Below are 19,039 nucleotides of genomic sequence, written 5' to 3'. Positions count from 1 at the left end.
TAAATCTCATAATGAATAGTGATTTTTTGCTCTATCCAGCGTTTTTTCCAAACAATTTCCGTGAGTTATTATCCTGGGTAAGATCATGTTCGGCTGACATTTCAGGCGAAAAGTAGCGACCTTGACCGCCATTGACTCCTAGTTGCTTGAGAACCTGCCACTCACTGGCATTTTCAACACCCACCGCAATAACCTTAACGTCCGAATCTGCACAGGCTCCCAACATACTCCTGACGAATAGCTGATTTTCCTGACGGAAGTTTATTTCGCGCACCAAGCTGCGGTGCAATTTGATGTAATCAGCGCGAATATCCTTGATGTAGTGAGTACTGACAATGGTACGACCGGCCTGATCGACCACCAGCTTACAGCCGAGTCCCACCAACATCCGGGTGACTGGGCGCATTGCATCAAGATGTTTGACCAACCCCCCTTCGGGGATTTCAAACGACAACCGATTGAGTACCGTACGCGGCGTCTGAAGCAGCTCATCCCGTAGCCATTTGACAAAACTTTTCTCCAGTAAGGCTTCAACGCTGAGGTTGACGGAAATCGACTCGGTCACCGGCTCACTCTTGAGCATATGCAGCGCCTTGGTCACCACGCACCTATCCATCCGGGCATTGAAACCCACTTGTTCGACAGCAGTAAGAAAACGTGACGCTTTGATCAGCATGCCGTTTTCATCACGGATACGGGACAGCAACTCACGATGCAGAGGACTGCCATCAACCATCAGTACCGGTTGCTGATACAGTACCGGGCCACCGCTATTAAATATTGCATCAAGCAAGGTACGCCAGCGCACACTGCCACGGGCATCTTCAAACTGCTGGTCCTTTTTAAAGGCATACCAACTATTCGTTCCCTGCAACTGGGCACTACGCAGGGCCATATCTGCTTCATCCATGATCCGGCCACGACGCTCACCGCTGGCACAGAAGGTCACCCCGATATGGCACCAGTTATCCGGCTCCAGCGGCGCGGGCGGTGATAGCCTGTCCAGTGCATTCATCAACGCATTGCTGAACTGCTTAACCTCTTTCACTGACTGCTGAGGCAACAAAATCGCAAACTCAGCATCGAAATAACGCGACAGTACTGTATCTGGGTAACGCTGGATCAGGTTAGACAAGATCCCCCCCACATCCTGGACTAGCTCATCGGCCTCGGCCTTGCCCTTATCGGCCAGCAACTCCTCCCAATCAGTAATTCGGATCAGGATAACCGCACCGTGGGTTTCCTGATCTTGCAACATCGATTGCAACCGGCTATCGAACAACACTCGGTTAGCCGCCCCAGTCAGCTGATCAAGGAAGGTGTGGGTACGGATAAAGGTATCGAAACGGCTTCGCTCCTGTCGTGCATCCTTGAGTTCGGCGATCATTTTGTCCAACGCAAGGCTGGCCGTTGCTGGCCACTCCCGCTCATCACCCACTTCGTTCTCTTCGACCCGCCCGGCCAATATCAGCCGGCCGCGGTGCTCAAGCAGTTCCGATCCCTCTAGCTGGCGTCGTAGCCAGTCCATCCCCCAGACCAGCCCCAAGATGATGATAGCGATCGCCAGACTTATCGACGACATGGCCCCTATCGAATAGGTAAACTCGGTATAAGGCGGGAGCGACTTCATGGTGACGGTGAAGCCGGGATTATGTTCAAGTTCGTAGCGGCTTTCATGGAGGATGCTAGGATCTGCAATCGGTTGTAGCCCCTTAAAGGAATAAACGGCCCCTGCGACGCTGCCTACCTCAAGCTCAACCACATTACTGGCCTTAAGCAATTTAGGCAGCCAACGTGAAATGGCCTGCGAACCCTGCGGATCAGCCAGCTCTTGGTCGATCACTTCCACAACACCATCAAGATAATGAGTGAGATAGTCCTGTCCTAACTTGCGAAAACTCACCGCCCCGCCAATAAAAATGACGAAAATTGCACAAATCACAATTAACGTAACAAAGGCAACCAGACGGTTGGTTAAGCGCATCCCTGAAGCTTTTCTCATAAGCAGCCAAAAAAAATCAATAAGTCAAACAGATACCTCGCCATTTCACATTTCTGCAAGGCGAAGAAACGGTGGTATATTGCAAGCAAAATACCATTCTATTGATCGTACTGTCAGTGCTAAAGTCGACAAATTAACAATTTTGCAAATACAAACAGGATTAGAAACAGTCTGAACCGAGCGTAAACTCATGGTAGTGTAGGGAAAACGGCCATTTCGGCTCCCCACTAGCGCTATAGGGTTAATTACGACATGGATTGGATCACCTGCACAAAAAGCTTTGTTACCGTCGTCGACCAGGGCTCCCTCGCTCAGGCCGCCACCAAGCTCAATACTTCCAGCTCTGCACTGTCCAAACGATTGGCTTGGCTGGAAAAGCAGTTGGGTGTGCAGCTGCTCAAACGCACCACCCGCAGTCTCACCATGACCGATGCCGGCCGCCTTTTCTACCAACGCAGTGCACGCTTGCTCGATGACTGGCACCAGATGCTGGCAGAGACCACCTCGACCTACGGTGAGGTCAGCGGCGTATTGCGGATTGGTGCGCCGCTAGCCGTCGGAAGCCGCTTGCTGGTGAACTACCTGGCCGAATTTATTGAGGTCTACCCCAACATCCAAGTCGAACTCCATACCAATACCCCGGGCCAGTTGCCGGACCTCAACCTGGATGTGTTTATCAGCAGGGAGTTAACCGACTTCAACTCGTCGAGTTACATTGCGACAAAGCTGTTCAACTATAGCAATGGCTTCTACGCCTCTCCTTCGTACCTCGAAGGTAAGCCGCTAATTGAGAGCCCTGAACAATTGGCGCAGCACAACTGCCTGATGTACGGCACCCATGGCCATGAACAAGAGCACGTGTTTGAAAACGACATTCGACTGCGACTCAAAGGGAATTTTACTACCCAGAACCCCGAAGCCCTGGTAGCGGCGGCCGTTGCAGGTATGGGGATCATTCTATCGGGTGAGAATACGGTCAAAAGAGAGCTGCTCAAGGGCCTTTTGGTACCGGTATTGCCTGAGCTGAAACAACCCGTGAATTCAGCCTATGCCTACTACCCCAAGCTTGACTACAACCATGTCAAAACCAAGTTGTTCATCGATTTTATCAAAGCCAAGTCCAGTCCGGCAGAGCGCTAAACTCAACCCTCAGCCAATATGATTTAGATAATAAAAAGCCCCGCATTAGCGAGGCTTAATATTTTGGGTCAACGACCTATCAACACAGCAAGTGCCTCAGAACGGGATGTCGTCATCGAAATCCATTGGCGGCTCGTTGTACTGAGGCTGTGGTGCAGCCTGCTGCTGAGGAGCCTGTTGCTGTTGTTGCTGCTGAGGAGCAAAGTTCTGCTGAGGGGCTGCTGCTGGCTGTTGAGGCTGACCCCAACCACCTTGTTGCTGCTGTTGGCCACCCATTGGAGCGCTCTGGCCACCGCCCTGACGGCCGCCAAGCATCTGCATGACACCGTTGAAGCCCTGAACCACAACTTCTGTTGTATAACGGTCCTGACCACTTTGGTCTTGCCACTTACGTGTTTGCAGTTGGCCTTCGATGTATACCTGAGAGCCCTTACGTAGGTACTCGCCAGCCACTTCAGCAAGCTTGCCAAATAGCGCCACACGGTGCCATTCAGTTTTCTCACGCTGCTCGCCAGTGTTCTTGTCACGCCAGCTTTCAGAAGTGGCAATGGTAATATTTGCTACTGCACCACCACTAGGCATGTAACGGATTTCCGGATCATTACCCAAGTTACCGACTAGGATAACCTTGTTTACGCCACGACTGGCCATAATTCACTCCGATCTCATAATCGGTGCTGGGAAAAAGCCAGCAACCGTTATTGAAAGTTTATACTTAATCGCGCAGTCTATCATGCTTCCCCCCTGATCGAACAGGGTTGAATCAGAGTAAAATGTAGTGATCGCCAGCACGAATAAGCAACACATTATGGTGTTATTATAACCATCCAACTGTGTTTTTATACAGCTTTTTCTTTCAAGGCCCTAAGCCCTGTGCAATAATGCCGCAGTCATAAATTAGTCAATAAAGCTCATCGATATGGATAACATTGAAGTCAGGGGTGCCCGTACCCATAACCTCAAGAATATTTCCCTCACGCTGCCTCGGGATCAGCTGATTGTTATCACCGGCCTGTCGGGTTCAGGAAAGTCATCGCTGGCTTTTGATACCCTATACGCCGAAGGGCAGCGACGTTATGTCGAGTCACTGTCGGCCTATGCCCGCCAGTTTCTGTCATTGATGGAAAAGCCGGATGTCGACCATATCGAGGGGCTGTCTCCTGCGATCTCCATAGAGCAGAAATCGACCTCGCACAACCCACGCTCAACTGTGGGCACCATAACCGAGGTCTATGATTACCTTCGTCTATTCTACGCCCGTGTCGGTGAACCACGCTGTCCAACCCACCATGTTGAACTGGCCGCGCAAACAGTAAGCCAGATGGTCGACAAGGTACTCGAGCTTCCGGAAGGCAGTAAGATGATGCTGCTGGCTCCTATTATTAAAGAGCGCAAGGGTGAGCACGTCAAAACCCTGGCCAACTTGGCGGCCCAAGGTTACATCCGTGCCCGTATCGATGGCGAAGTGTGTGATCTGTCCGATCCACCGACGCTTGAACTTCATAAAAAGCACACCATTGAAGTCGTTGTCGACCGCTTCAAGGTGCGAGATGATCTGCAGCAGCGTCTGGCAGAATCGTTTGAGACCGCACTGGAACTATCTGGCGGTACCGTGGTTGTGAGCCCAATGACCAACGGCGAGCATGAAGAGATCATTTTCTCCGCCAACTTTGCGTGCCCCCACTGCGGCTATAGCATGCAGGAGCTTGAGCCCCGCCTGTTCTCGTTCAATAACCCTGCGGGAGCCTGTGGCACCTGTGACGGCTTGGGTGTCCAGCAATTCTTCGACCCAGCTCGCGTGGTACAAAATGGCGAACTAAGCCTTTCTGGCGGCGCCATTCGCGGCTGGGACAAACGCAACTTCTATTACTTCCAAATGCTCAAGTCTCTGGCCGAGCATTATGAGTTTGATGTCGAAGCCCCTTATGACAGCCTGCCTAAGAAAGTCCAAAATGTGATTCTAAATGGGTCAGGCAAAACTGAAATCGAATTCAAATACATCAATGACCGCGGTGATATCACGGTAAGACGTCACCCGTTTGAGGGGATCCTCAACAACATGGAGCGCCGCTACCGCGAAACCGAGTCGAACTCGGTCCGTGAGGATCTGATCAAGTTCGTCGCTACCAAACCGTGTAGCAGCTGTAACGGCTCACGCCTACGCCTCGAGGCCCGCAATGTCTTTATTGCCGATACCACGCTGCCAACCATCAGCGAAATGAGTATCAGCGAAGCGATGGATTTCTTCGACCAATTGGCACTGACTGGGCAGAAGGCCAAAATAGCCGAGAAGATACTTAAGGAAATCAATGACAGGCTGAGTTTCTTGGTTAATGTTGGCCTCAACTATCTTAACCTGTCGCGCAGCGCAGAAACCCTGTCGGGCGGTGAAGCCCAGCGTATCCGCCTGGCCAGCCAGATCGGTGCCGGTTTGGTCGGCGTCATGTACGTGTTGGACGAGCCCTCTATCGGACTCCACCAGCGGGACAACGAGCGCTTGCTCAAAACCCTTACCCACCTGCGCGATCTCGGCAATACCGTGATTGTGGTCGAGCACGATGAAGATGCTATCCGTACCGCTGATCATGTGATCGATATTGGCCCGGGTGCCGGTGTCCATGGTGGCAATATTATTGCCGAAGGCAAGCTGGCTGATATCGTCAATAACGATAACTCGCTAACCGGCCAATACCTCAGCGGCAAAAAATGCATAGCGGTACCAGAGCAACGCGTGGTGATGGATCCGGAGCGAACCGTCAAGCTTCTTGGTGCCACCGGCAACAACCTGAAGAATGTTGACGTCGAGATCCCTGTCGGCCTGCTGACTTGTATTACCGGGGTATCAGGTTCAGGCAAATCAACCCTGATCAACGATACTTTCTTCCAAATCGCCCACCACCAGCTCAACGGTGCGACGTCTGGCCAAGCTGCACCATACAGAGAAATCCAAGATCTCGAGCACTTCGACAAGGTGATCGATATCGATCAGAGCCCAATTGGCCGTACCCCACGCTCAAATCCAGCGACCTATACTGGGATCTTTACCCCGATCCGCGAACTGTTTGCCGGTACCCAGGAGTCACGCTCGCGTGGTTACAAACCGGGCCGCTTCAGTTTCAATGTTAAGGGGGGCCGATGCGAGGCGTGTCAAGGCGACGGTGTGATCAAGGTTGAGATGCACTTCCTGCCGGATGTCTACGTGCCGTGTGATGCCTGCAAGGGCAAGCGCTATAACCGCGAAACGCTGGAAGTTCGCTACAAAGGCAAGACCATCGACGAGGTACTAGAGCTTACCGTAGAAGATGCCCGTGAATTTTTTGATGCGGTGCCGGCTATTGCCAGAAAGCTACAGACCCTGATTGATGTCGGCTTATCGTATATTCGCCTAGGACAAGCCGCGACCACCCTGTCGGGCGGTGAAGCACAGCGGGTTAAACTGGCTCGCGAACTATCCAAGCGCGATACCGGCAAGACCTTGTATATTTTGGACGAGCCGACAACCGGCCTGCATTTCCACGATATCCAGCAGTTACTCAATGTCCTGCACCGCCTGCGTGACCACGGTAATACCATTGTGGTGATCGAGCACAACCTCGATGTGGTCAAGACAGCAGACTGGATCATCGACCTCGGACCGGAAGGTGGTAACGGCGGGGGTGAAATTGTTGCAACCGGCACACCTGAGCAAGTGGCACAGATCGCAGGATCGCACACTGCCCGCTTCCTCAAGCCTTTGCTGCCAGAGTGAACGCCAGTACAATAGCACTGGCAACCTAACCAACAACGAAAAACCGGGCTTGCAAGCCCGGTTTTGTTTGATTAAGACAGTGAGACCCAGCGAATCACCATGACAGTGTTATATGTAAAAGGCACCAACCTTGCCGAGAAAGGGATCAGCAAGCCGATGATAAAACCCTTCTTGGTGTCTCTCGGAATCCTGTTCCTGCTGGCAATGCATTACTTCCAGCACAACCCTGGCGGCTCAGGACTCGAGCTCTCATACAATGCCATGAGCTGGATCCCGTTCAGCTTCGCCATTGCCTTCGGTTTGCTGGAAATTTGCCGACAGCGGGTGTGGCGTTACTCGCGACTGACTGTCGTCCTCACCCTCTGCTGTGTCTTACTGACGCTGCCGGTGTTCTCCCCCAATGCTAACATCGGACAAAGCCTGCCGAGGCTACTTGGTTTATGGGCCGGTTTGCTCTTTTTCGTCGGTTTGCAACAGTTTTCCTTCAACCACAAACAACGCCAGCGCATGCTGTGGTTTGTGCTCGCCGCAGTATGGATTCAAGCAATATTCGGCTGGGTACAATTTATGCTGCTGGAGCCAGGCAACCCTATCGGCTATGACACCGTTGCCAACCGTCCTTACGGCATCTTCCAGCAACCCAATGTCATGGCCAGCTTTTTAGCCACCGGTCTGGTACTATCCGGTTATCTACTGGCACGCATTCCTATGTACCGTGGTAGGTGGAGTTGGCAACAGTGTTTCTTGCTACTGACCCCGGTCATTACCCTGCCGCTGCTTGTCGTACTAAGCTCCCGCACCGGTTGGCTCGGCGCCACCATGGGTACTCTGCTACTTATCCCTTACCTGCGCCGCTTTGCCGCCAAGGCACAATGGCGAATGTGGCTACTGATGATAATACTGGGGCTAAGCCTGTCATGGCACATCAACAGTACATCGGGCTGGTCGCCGCAGGAAAACCGCCTGAGCTTGGTCAGTGCCCGTGCGATGCATATTCCTCAAGCCGCCAATATGTTCCTTAACCAACCATTAACCGGTTACGGCTATGGCACGTTTGAAGTCAGCTATATTACCCAAACCGCCCGATGGCATCACGACAACCCAGCCAACCCTTCCGGTATGGCTGGCCTCGATCATCCTCACAACGAACTGGTATTCTGGGCTGCTGAAGGCGGCATTATTCCGCTTCTGGCATTATTGGCAGCCGCTGGGGCGGTGCTGCTCAAAATAAAGAAAGCACGGGAAGGTACCCAACTAGCCTTGATCGGCTTATTTTTCCCAATCGTTCTGCACTCCCAGTTGGAATACCCATTCTATCACTCGCTGATCCACTGGGTGATCTTCGTTATTTTGATTTACTGGGCCGATAACCTGACCGCCAAATACTACAAGAAGAAAATGGAGTATATCCTGTCGATCCGGGCGCTAGTGCTGACAATACCGCTGATCACCACAGGTTTCATGGCGACAACCCTGTACTCTGGCACTCAACTCACTAAGTACGAAACCAACCATCCGGCCAATGTGAATTACCTGCTGCGAGTCAATAACCCTTGGGCATGGCAAAACCGATTCGAATGGGATCTGCATGTCACCCAACTTCACCAGGGTATTGCCAGTAATAATCCAGCGTTGATCCAGGATTACATCGACTGGGCCCAGCAAAAGGCCAAGCAATGGCCACGCATCGCGCTTTATCAAAACCTGATTGCTGCTTATAACCAACTAGGTCAGAAAGAGATGGCCTCCCAAATTATGGATGAAGCCCAATACCTGTATCCAAAATATGCGTTTTTAAAGGAAACGGACTTGTCCGCTCAGACTGCTGAAAATGGGACGCCATAAACCCTATGGGGTGATGTTAAAATGAAAAAAGGGCTACCCGAGGTAGCCCTTTTTACTAATTAAACCGCAATAGCTTAGATTCACTTAAGAGTTGTTTCTAGCGCCCGCAGGCACAATGCCACGTTTTCACTGCGAGCGGCATAGCCCATCAAGCCGATACGCCACGCTTTGCCAGCAAGTGCACCAAGACCTGCACCAATTTCCAAATTATAGCGCTCCAACAACGTTTTCCTCACCTCGGCATCATCAATGCCCTCGGGAATATATACTGCATTGAGCTGTGGCAAGCGATGTGCCTCATCAACCACAAATTTAATCCCTAATGGCTCCAGACCTTCACGTAATTCTAGATGGGCATCTTTATGGCGCTGCCAAGCATTCTCCAAACCTTCATTGTGTAGCAATACCAAGGCTTCATGCAGCGCATATAGGCTGTTCACTGGCGCGGTATGGTGATAGCTTCGCTTGCCTTCACCGCTCCAGTAACCCAGTACCAAGCTCTGATCTAAAAACCAACTCTGGACGGGCGCTTGACGGCTCTGGATCTTATCGATGGCTTTTTCAGAGAACGTTAATGGTGACAAGCCCGGAACACAAGACAGGCACTTTTGACTACCAGAATACACCGCATCAAGTTGCCATTCATCCACCAGCAAAGGGACGCCCCCGAGCGATGTCACGGCATCGACAATTGTCAGGCAGTTATGCTCACGGGCCAACTTGGCAATAGCTTCCGCATCGCTCAGCGCACCAGTTGAGGTTTCGGCATGAACAAAGGCCACGATTTTGGCATCTGGATGGCTCTCGAGCGCCAAGGCAACCAAGGTCGGGTCTACCGGCTCGCCCCAGTTGTTATCCACCATCACCGCCACGCCACCGCAGCGCTCGACATTCTCGCGCATCCGATCGCCAAACACGCCATTGCGACAGACAATCACTTTATCACCCGGTTCAACCAAGTTAACAAAGCAGGCTTCCATACCGGCGCTCCCTGGCGCAGAAACCGCAATCGTGAAGGTGTTTTGAGTCTGGAAAGCGTATTGCAGTAACTGTTTGAGTTCATCCATCATGCCGATGAATAGTGGGTCTAGGTGGCCAATCGTCGGGCGGCTAAGGGCCTGCAGCACCTGCGGGTAAATATCCGATGGACCGGGTCCCATGAGGGTACGCTGTGGTGGGTAAAAGCTACCAATCGTCATTCTTATTTTCCTCCCTGGCGGTAAGAGTGGCATTTGCCTCGTTATTGTAAGGTACTGATTGACTATATCAGTATTAGACTAATTATGCTTATCTCAAATCATTTCCCCCTTCCGGTATATAGAGCCCTCCCTATTTGTGACAATTTCTTGCAAATTTTATGCATATTTTATTCTTACCCAATTGACAACCGACTAGGAAATCCGGTTCAATATAGATCGTTTTTTGTTCATCCTGAGAAAGGCTTTTCTCAGGTGAAGACAGAAGAGGAGCGTTACCCAGGTATCTAGATTGCGGGGCCCCACCCCAAAGCAGTCTTGAGAGGGGGAGTAACGCCGAGATACAACATGACAGGGGGCATGGTGTATCGGCTACGAAGGTTGAATCCTTCTGGCTGTCATCTATTCATCGTGGTAATGAATAGATGGGGAGCTTCTGGTTGTTGTACCGGTTTACATCTTACCTTTTTGCTCTCCTGACTTATTGTCGGGATTACCATCCCGATCCCCCTGTTAATTGCGTTTATACTCTTTAATTCTGGGAGACTCGTTGTGAGCTTTGTTGAAAATAACTTTACTATTCCTCCACCGATAACCGTAGCGAAATTTGGCGGTACTAGCGTAGCCGATCATGCCGCCATGAGCCGAAGTGCCACGATCATCAAGGATAACCCTGCTGCCAAAGTAGTGTTGATCAGTGCCTGCTCCGGTGTTACCAACCTGTTAGTTGAACTTGCAAATGGAATTGCCAATAACGAACAGCGATCCCAGCGGCTACAGCAATTGAAATCGATACACCAAAACATTATCGACAAACTGGCTCACCCTGAAGCCGTTGCTGACCACATAGAACAATTAATCAATACTGTGGCAAACCTTGCAGAGCAGGCTATTGACGCGCCTTCAACTAAGCTGACCGATCAGCTGGTTGCCCATGGCGAGTTGTTGTCGACCCACCTGTTCAGCCAGATTCTCAACGAAATGGGGGCTTCAGCCCTGCGTTTCGATATCCGTTCAGTTATGCGCACTGACGGCCAGCATGGTAAAGCCGTTCCGGATATTGATGCTATCCATCAGCTTGCCGATGAACAGCTTCAGCCACTGCTAGCTAGCGATACGATTATCGTATCCCAAGGCTTCATTGGCTCTGACAGTGATGGGCAAACGACGACTTTAGGCCGCGGCGGTAGTGATTACAGTGCCGCTTTAGTCGCCGAAGCTATCAGCGCGGGCACTCTGGAAATCTGGACCGATGTACCGGGTATGTACTCCACAGATCCGCGTATCACTGCTAATGCCAAGCCAATCAGCGAGATAAGCTTTAGCGAAGCCTCTGAAATGGCTAATTTCGGGGCAAAAATTCTCCATCCGTCGACCCTGTTGCCAGCAGTCCGCCAGCAGATCCCTGTCTTTATCGGTTCATCAAAAGCACCGGAACAAGGTGGTACCTGGATCCGCCAACAGGTCAGCGAACCACCAAAATTCAGAGCTTTGGCACTGCGCTGTAATCAAACCATGGTGACGCTAACGAGCCTGAATATGTTCCAAGCCTATGGGTTCCTTTCAGAGGTCTTCCGTATTTTGGCCGAACACAAAATCTCGGTCGACTTGATCACCACATCAGAAGTCAGTGTGTCACTGACTCTGGATCAAACCGATACCGGCGGGGGCGCACCTAGCCTACCTGCCGCAGCGATGGAGCAACTGAGCCAGCTATGCCGGGTAGAGGTTGAACAAGATCTTTGCCTAGTCGCACTGATCGGGAACGATCTCGGTGATGCACCGGGTGCCGCAACCCAGGTCTTCAGTCGCCTAGAGCAATACAGTCCACGGATGATCTGCTTTGGTGCCAGCACCCACAACCTGTGCTTCTTGGTCAAAACCGAAGAATCACGCGAAGTGGTCAAGGTATTGCACCACGGTCTGTTCGAGTAATATCAAGCTGAATTCAGCCGATAGATACAAAATAAGAAAAGGCGCTCACTGAGCGCCTTTTTTATCTGTGCTGATTAACTTCAAACTCGGCAGAACTATAAGCAACAGCTAGTTATTCAAGTTCGGACCCAGCCATTTTTCAGCCTCGATAAGATCCCAGCCTTTACGATCGGCATAGCTGTCACGTTGATCATTCTGGATCTGGGCAATCGCAAAGTAGCGAGAGTCTGGGTGGGAGAAATACCAACCCGATACCGACGCACCCGGCCACATGGCATAGCTGGTTGTCAGTGACATATCGATCGTCTCTTCTACCTTCAGCAACTCCCACAAGCTGCCCTTTTCCGTATGCTCCGGACAGGCTGGATAACCCGGTGCAGGGCGGATCCCTTGGTATTTCTCACGGATCAGATCGTCATTGGACAAATCCTCCTCCGGCGAATAACCCCAAATATCCTTACGCACCTGCTCGTGAAGGTACTCGGCAAACGCTTCGGCCAAGCGATCAGCAATCGCTTGGATCATAATGGCATTGTAATCATCCCCTGCCGCCTTATAAGCATCGGCCAGGTCACGCTCACCAATCCCCCCCGTTACCGCAAAGGCACCGATCCAATCCGCTTTCCCGCTCTCTTTTGGCGCGATGTAATCAGACAGGCAATAATTGAAACCTTTCGGTTTCTCCGTTTGCTGACGCAAGTTATGCAGTACCTTGGCAACCTCAGTGCGAGACTCGTCAGTATAGACCTCGATATCATCGCCTACACTGTTGGCCGGGAACATGGCACACATACCACGGGCTTCCAGCAAGCCTTCCTGCTCAACGCGGTCGAGTAAGTCATTAGCATCTTTAAACAAACGGCGGGCTTCCTCACCCACTTCCTCATGATCAAGGATGGCCGGATATTTACCCATCAACGACCAGGTCATGAAGAATGGCGTCCAGTCGATATACTGGCGCAGGATCGCCACATCAAAGTCCTCAAACACTTGAACACCCGATTTACATGGTGCTGGCGGCGTATAGCTCTCCCAGTCAATGGCCACGCGATTTGCCCGCGCCACTTCCAGAGAAACCGGCTTGGTCTTGGGCCGCTTACGGCTGTGCTGATCACGCACCCTGACATAATCGGCATCGAGTTTTTCGACAAAGGCCGGACGCAGCTCATCAGATAGTAACGAAGTACACACCCCAACGGCGCGAGAAGCGTTGTTCACATACACAACCGGATGGCTGTAGTTCTGCTCTATCTTCACTGCCGTATGCGCTTTGGAGGTTGTCGCCCCGCCAATAAGTAAAGGTAACTCAAAGCCTTGTCGTTCCATTTCCTTGGCGACATGTACCATCTCATCAAGTGATGGAGTGATCAGGCCGGATAGGCCAATGATATCGACATTTTCTTCCTTGGCGACCTTGAGGATCTTTTCACACGATACCATCACACCCAGATCGATGATCTCGTAGTTATTACACTGAAGTACAACACCTACAATATTTTTACCAATATCATGAACATCGCCTTTTACCGTTGCCAGCAGGATCTTGCCGTTAGTACTTCCGGCCTGCTTCTCAGCATTGATATATGGCTCGAGGTGGCCAACGGCTTGTTTCATGACACGGGCAGATTTCACCACCTGCGGCAGGAACATCTTGCCTTCACCGAACAAGTCACCAACCACGTTCATACCGTCCATCAACGGTCCTTCAATGACCTCCAACGGCTTGGATGCATTCACCCGCGCTTCTTCGGTGTCTTCGACAATAAACTCGGTGATGCCTTTGACCAACGCATGCTCAAGTCGTTTTTCTACCGGCCAGGTGCGCCATTCCAAGGCAGAGGCATCTTCTTCTTTACCGACGCCTTTATTGGCATATTCAGCAGCAATGTCCAACAAGCGTTCCGTCGAGTCATCACGTCGGTTCAGCACCACATCTTCGACGGCCTCACGCAATTTTTCTGGAACGTTGTCATAGACTTCAAGTTGACCTGCGTTGACGATCCCCATATCCATACCATGCTTGAAGCAGTGATAAAGGAAAACAGCATGGATAGCCTCACGCACATAGTTATTACCACGGAACGAGAAAGAGACATTGGACACGCCACCAGAGATCATCGCATGGGGCAAATCACGCTTGATATCGGCGACAGCTTCAATGAAGTCCACCGCATAGTTATTGTGCTCATCAATACCGGTCGCAACGGCAAAGATATTCGGGTCAAAGATGATATCTTCCGGCGGGAAGCCGACCTCATCAACTAATATCCGGTAGGCATTGGTACAAATTTCCAGCTTGCGCTCTCTGGTATCAGCCTGCCCGACTTCATCAAACGCCATCACAATCACAGCAGCGCCGTAGCGGCGGATCAGCTTGGCCTGCTCAACAAACTTCTCTTTGCCTTCCTTGAGCGAGATAGAGTTAACAATTCCCTTGCCCTGAATGCACTTCAGGCCAGCTTCGATCACTTCCCACTTAGAGGAGTCGACCATGATAGGAACTTTTGATATTTCCGGCTCAGAAGCACATAGGTTGAGGAATCGAACCATGCACGCCTCAGCATCCAGCATCCCTTCATCCATGTTGATATCGATGATCTGAGCGCCGTTTTCGACCTGCTGACGGGCGACATCCAGCGCCTCGTCATACAACTCTTCTTTGATCAGGCGTTTGAATCTTGCCGAGCCGGTAACATTAGTTCGCTCTCCAACATTAACAAACAAGGTATCCTTCTCGATGATCAAAGGTTCAAGGCCAGATAGTCGGCAACTAACCGATAATTCTGGTAATGCGCGAGGGCTCACCTTTGCCACAGCTTCGGCCATCTGGCGGATATGCTCCGGCGTGGTACCACAACATCCTCCGACCAAATTAAGGAAGCCACTCTGCGCCCACTCTTTAATATGCTCGGCCATCTCTTCCGGGGACAAATCATATTCGCCAAACGCGTTTGGTAGGCCGGCATTCGGATGGGCAGATACCGCACATTCGGAGATGCGTGACAGTTCTTCAACATACTGGCGGAGCTCATCAGGCCCAAGTGCACAGTTCAAACCAAACGAGATTGGTTTGACATGACGAAGAGAATGGTAGAAAGCTTCTGTTGTTTGGCCCGAAAGAGTCCGACCAGAAGCATCGGTGATGGTGCCAGAAATCATGACCGGCAGCGAACAACCATCTTCGTCAAAAACAGTATCCACCGCAAATGCACAGGCTTTAGCATTAAGAGTATCGAAAATAGTTTCGATAAGGATGATATCGGCTCCGCCTTTGATCAACGCACGCGTTGACTCGGCGTAAGCCTCAACAAGCTGATCAAAGGTAACATTTCGGTAGCCGGGGTCGTTCACATCCGGTGAGATAGAACAGGTACGGTTAGTCGGGCCAAGTACGCCAGCAACAAAACGCGGTTTATCCGGCGTCTTTGCCGTCCACTCGTCAGCGACTTGGCGAGCGAGTTTGGCTGCCTCAAGATTAATCTCACCACTCAACGCTTCCATCTCGTAATCAGCCATCGCGATCGTGGTTGCGTTGAAGGTGTTAGTCTCTAAGATATCAGCACCGGCCTCAAGATAAGCTACGTGAATATCTTTGATCAATTGCGGCTGTGTCAGTACCAGTAAGTCGTTATTGCCCTTGAGATCCATGTGCCAATCGGCAAAACGCTCACCGCGATAATCTTGCTCTTCCAGCTTATAGTCCTGGATCATGGTGCCCATGCCACCATCAATGATCAGGATCTGCTCTGCCAAGCGCTTATTTAATAAATCCTTGCCCATCAACACCACTTTACTTCCTTATCTAATGTTACAGCTAGTTCACATCCTACCATAGCAACAATGGAAATCTAGACGTCTAAAGGGCTTTTCATTGATTAAATTTTAACTCATTGAAAGAAATTAGTGATAGCTATCGAGCAGTGATAGATTTATATTTTGACACAATTTTCAGCTTTACTTTAAATCACCATCGAGGTCATGGGATGTCAGTTTACAGCACCCTCTGTTTCCTAGCGGCAGCAGCTATGCTTATCGCTTTTATAAACAGCAAAATAGGAAAAATGCAGACCACTATCGCCATTACCGCGGGAGCATTGATGCTATCTCTAGGCATTATTGTTGCCGGACATAATGGCTGGTTCTATCTTGAAAATATTGCTGCAAGCCAACTTGGCGAGATCAACTTTGAAAACTTCTTGCTCAAAGGGATTTTGGGGTTCTTGCTCTTTGCTGGCGGCTTGGGGATCAAACTGCCTCACCTTGAAGACCAAAAGTGGGAAATCACCACACTGGCACTGGCGGCGACCTTGTTCTCGACCTTTTTTATCGGTTTTGCTTTATGGGGCATTTGTCAGGCTATCGGTATCCAGCTCGACCTGATCTATTGCCTCATCTTCGGCTCACTGATCTCTCCTACTGACCCGATAGCGGTCCTCGCTATAGTAAAAAAACTCGATGCACCAAAACGGATTTCTACCCAAATTGAGGGCGAATCTTTATTCAATGACGGCTTTGGCCTTGTCATTTTCGTTACCCTGTTTACCATCGCTTTTGGTAACGAAGCCCCTACTATACTAGGTGTTGGCCAATTGTTCCTACAGGAAGCCATTGGCGGTATTGCCTACGGCTTTGCTCTTGGTCTGATTTTCCATTACCTAATCAGTTCAACCAATGACCACTCTATGGAACTGCTGCTGACCCTGGGAATACCAACGGCAGGCTATGTCTTTGCTGATGTCATCCATGTCTCTGGCCCGCTGGCAATGGTGGTATCAGGGATCATGATTGGTAACTGGACCCGCTATATCGGCTTTTCCAAAGAGAGTGAAGATCATCTCGACCACTTTTGGGAGCTGGTCGATGAGTTCCTCAATGGGGTGCTATTCCTTTTGATTGGTATGAGTATGCTGCAGTTCAGTTTCCACCAAGAAGACTGGGTACTGATGGTGATTGCCGTTCCATTGGTCCTCTTGAGCCGCTTCCTCAGCGTCAAGCTCTCTTATCTCGGTTTCCAGCGATACCGAGACTATAACCCGATGTCGGTTAAAATCCTGACTTGGGGTGGGTTACGAGGCGGCTTGGCCCTTGCTATGGCCATGGCTATCCCCGCCGGGGTGATGGTGATCCCGGATAAGAATATCGATGTCCGGGAAATTATGCTGGTCATGACCTATTCGGTGGTAGTGTTCTCGATTCTGATCCAAGGCTCAACAATCACCTCCCTGATCCACAAGGCCAAGCACTGGGAAGCTGAAAACAACACCTAATGTGTTCTCGGCTGGGTCAGCTATATAAAGAAGACCTGCAGATGCAGGTCTTTTTTATCTCACCAAAGGGGCTATTCACCCTTAGTGAAATTAGCTTCAGAAAACTTATCCAAGTCGTAAGGTGTTTGCTGGTAAACACAATAATTCAGCCAGTTAGAAAACAACAAATGACCATGGCTACGCCAACTGCCGATTGGCGGGTTTTCCGGATTGTTATCAGGGTAGTAATTAACTGGCACCTGTGGCTCCATTCCTTCACCAACATCCCGCGTATACTCATTGTGTAAAGTATCGACATCATATTCAGGATGACCGGTTACAAAGACATTTCGCTTGTCTTTGGTTGCCGCCAGGTATACCCCAGCCTGATCCGAGGTAGCTAGAATATCAAGATCAGTATGTTCTGCCAGATACTCTGGCGAGAAGTCCGCATAGCGAGAATGCGGCGCTAGAAAGGAATCATCAAAGCCACGCAAGATCGGATTATGACAATCATGGGTTCGATGCCAATATACCCCAGATAACTTTTCCTTACGTGTACGTTTAGGCAAGTCGTAAAGTAGCTTCAGCCCTGCCTGAGCAGCCCAGCACACGAACAAGGTCGAGGTGACATGCTCCTTAGCCCAATTCATGATGGTTTGGATCTCTTCCCAATACAGTACATCTTCGAACTGAACCAAGCCCAATGGTGCTCCTGTGACAATAAGGCCATCAAAATTACGATCCTTGACCATCTCAAACTGGCGATAGAAAGTGTCCAGATGCTCTGTCGGCGTATTCTTGGTCGGTCGGTTATCAATCCGCAGCAGTTCAACGTCTACCTGTAGCGGGCTATTGGACAGCAGGCGGAGGAACTGGGTTTCTGTTTCGATTTTCTTCGGCATCAAGTTCAGCAGCAACACCTTTAAGGGGCGGATTTCCTGACTTGACGCACGAGCCTCCGACATCACGAAGATATTCTCACCTCGCAAGATATCGGTAGCAGGCAGTTTGTCAGGGATCTTAATCGGCATCGGTGCTTCTCCTTAAACGTTTTCTCGTCTTTACCATCTATTGAAGGGATGTTTAGACGTCCAGATTTCTAAATAAAACTATAAGAGATCCGTCGCGGGTGCAAGTAAAAGAAGATTAAAATAATCAAAGCAAGGTGCTACGAGTATGAAGAAAACTCATAAAAACATGGGGATTGATAATGGCATTTTTGAAAGGCCAGAAATGAAAAAACCCAGCCGTTAGGCTGGGTTTAGAAGAAGAGTTCAGCAATGACCTACTCTCACATGGGGAGACCCCACACTACCATCGGCGCTACAACGTTTCACTACTGAGTTCGGCATGGGATCAGGTGGGACCATTGTGCTATTGTCGCTGAACAAAATCGTGGTGCTAGTACCCAGATTCGAACTGGGGACCTCACCCTTACCAAGGGTGCGCTCTACCAACTGAGCTATACCAGCACTCAATTCTGTGTCGAAATCCGCTGCTGCGAATTTCAAAATTGGGAGCCTGGCGATGTCCTACTCTCACATGGGGAGACCCCACACTACCATCGGCGCTATTACGTTTCACTGCTGAGTTCGGCATGGGATCAGGTGGGTCCATAACGCTATGGTCGCCAAGCAAATTCTTTTGAATATATTCCGCTGGCTATAAAGCCCGCTAGCTACGTTAAGTTGCTCTCTCGCTCAGTCATTTAGCAGGCTAAACTCCTTCACTCGACTCACAACTTGTCTTGCTATCGAACTTTATCCCGGCGCTACCTCTGGTAGGCGGAATATCTTCATAATCTGGGAAAATCTGACTAGGTTCTCAACACTCATTCAAGTGCTCGCGGAGTCCGTAAAAACCCCTTGGGTGTTGTATGGTTAAGCCTCACGGGCAATTAGTACAGGTTAGCTCAACGCCTCAC

Annotated in this window: 10 protein-coding genes, 1 tRNA gene, 2 rRNA genes and 1 riboswitch; of the genes, 5 read left to right on the top strand and 8 right to left on the bottom strand. The window is 50.5% G+C overall.

Annotated features, from left to right (window positions below; translation table 11 throughout):
• Window positions 1–31: 31 nt before the first annotated feature.
• Complete coding sequence (gene csrD, locus ACVA53_RS07895; protein WP_446504846.1) at window positions 32–2,002, bottom strand: RNase E specificity factor CsrD; 1,971 nt, start codon at window positions 2,000–2,002, stop codon at window positions 32–34.
• A gap of 252 nt (window positions 2,003–2,254) precedes the next feature.
• On the opposite strand from csrD, the gene ACVA53_RS07890 reads away from it, so the two are divergent.
• On the top strand, window positions 2,255–3,142 hold the full coding sequence (locus tag ACVA53_RS07890; RefSeq protein ID WP_255040735.1) for a LysR family transcriptional regulator: 888 nt from the start codon (window positions 2,255–2,257) through the stop codon (window positions 3,140–3,142).
• Between the two features lie 96 nt (window positions 3,143–3,238).
• Here ACVA53_RS07890 and ACVA53_RS07885 read toward each other — a convergent pair whose 3' ends face one another.
• Entirely contained in the window at window positions 3,239–3,793 is a 555-nt protein-coding gene (locus ACVA53_RS07885) for a single-stranded DNA-binding protein (RefSeq protein ID WP_255044151.1), read from the bottom strand.
• Window positions 3,794–4,061: 268 nt separating this feature from the next.
• Between ACVA53_RS07885 and uvrA the strand changes: the two genes are divergently transcribed.
• The gene (gene uvrA, locus ACVA53_RS07880; RefSeq protein WP_255044150.1) at window positions 4,062–6,890 is read left to right on the top strand and encodes an excinuclease ABC subunit UvrA; all 2,829 of its coding nucleotides are present in this window, start codon (window positions 4,062–4,064) and stop codon (window positions 6,888–6,890) included.
• Between the two features lie 99 nt (window positions 6,891–6,989).
• Complete coding sequence (locus ACVA53_RS07875; RefSeq protein ID WP_255044149.1) at window positions 6,990–8,735, top strand: PglL family O-oligosaccharyltransferase; 1,746 nt, start codon at window positions 6,990–6,992, stop codon at window positions 8,733–8,735.
• An 80-nt stretch (window positions 8,736–8,815) separates the two neighbouring features.
• Here the strand turns inward: ACVA53_RS07875 and ACVA53_RS07870 are convergent, their stop codons facing one another.
• The gene (locus ACVA53_RS07870; protein ID WP_255044148.1) at window positions 8,816–9,934 is read right to left on the bottom strand and encodes a pyridoxal-phosphate-dependent aminotransferase family protein; all 1,119 of its coding nucleotides are present in this window, start codon (window positions 9,932–9,934) and stop codon (window positions 8,816–8,818) included.
• A 254-nt stretch (window positions 9,935–10,188) separates the two neighbouring features.
• A riboswitch (Lysine riboswitch) is annotated at window positions 10,189–10,375 on the top strand.
• Window positions 10,376–10,483: 108 nt separating this feature from the next.
• Here ACVA53_RS07870 and lysC point away from each other — a divergent pair.
• A complete protein-coding gene (lysC, locus tag ACVA53_RS07865) occupies window positions 10,484–11,866 on the top strand; it encodes a lysine-sensitive aspartokinase 3 (RefSeq protein ID WP_255044147.1) in 1,383 nt (460 codons plus the stop codon).
• A gap of 108 nt (window positions 11,867–11,974) precedes the next feature.
• Here lysC and metH read toward each other — a convergent pair whose 3' ends face one another.
• A complete protein-coding gene (gene metH, locus ACVA53_RS07860) occupies window positions 11,975–15,646 on the bottom strand; it encodes a methionine synthase (RefSeq protein WP_255044146.1) in 3,672 nt (1,223 codons plus the stop codon).
• A gap of 203 nt (window positions 15,647–15,849) precedes the next feature.
• On the opposite strand from metH, the gene ACVA53_RS07855 reads away from it, so the two are divergent.
• Window positions 15,850–17,133 carry a cation:proton antiporter gene (locus tag ACVA53_RS07855; protein ID WP_255044145.1) on the top strand — a complete coding sequence of 428 codons (1,284 nt, stop codon included), beginning with the start codon at window positions 15,850–15,852 and terminating at the stop codon, window positions 17,131–17,133.
• A gap of 71 nt (window positions 17,134–17,204) precedes the next feature.
• Here the strand turns inward: ACVA53_RS07855 and metA are convergent, their stop codons facing one another.
• The 4 genes from metA to rrf (ACVA53_RS07835) form a co-directional block, all read right to left on the bottom strand.
• Complete coding sequence (gene metA / locus ACVA53_RS07850; protein WP_255044144.1) at window positions 17,205–18,146, bottom strand: homoserine O-acetyltransferase MetA; 942 nt, start codon at window positions 18,144–18,146, stop codon at window positions 17,205–17,207.
• A 241-nt stretch (window positions 18,147–18,387) separates the two neighbouring features.
• A 5S ribosomal RNA gene (gene rrf / locus ACVA53_RS07845) occupies window positions 18,388–18,503 on the bottom strand.
• 8 nt (window positions 18,504–18,511) lie between these two features.
• Window positions 18,512–18,587: transfer RNA gene (locus ACVA53_RS07840), tRNA-Thr, on the bottom strand.
• A gap of 47 nt (window positions 18,588–18,634) precedes the next feature.
• A 5S ribosomal RNA gene (rrf, locus tag ACVA53_RS07835) occupies window positions 18,635–18,750 on the bottom strand.
• Window positions 18,751–19,039: the final 289 nt, after the last annotated feature.

Source organism: Photobacterium sp. DNB23_23_1, assembly GCF_052873815.1.
This window is presented reverse-complemented; position numbering and strand designations above follow the sequence as displayed.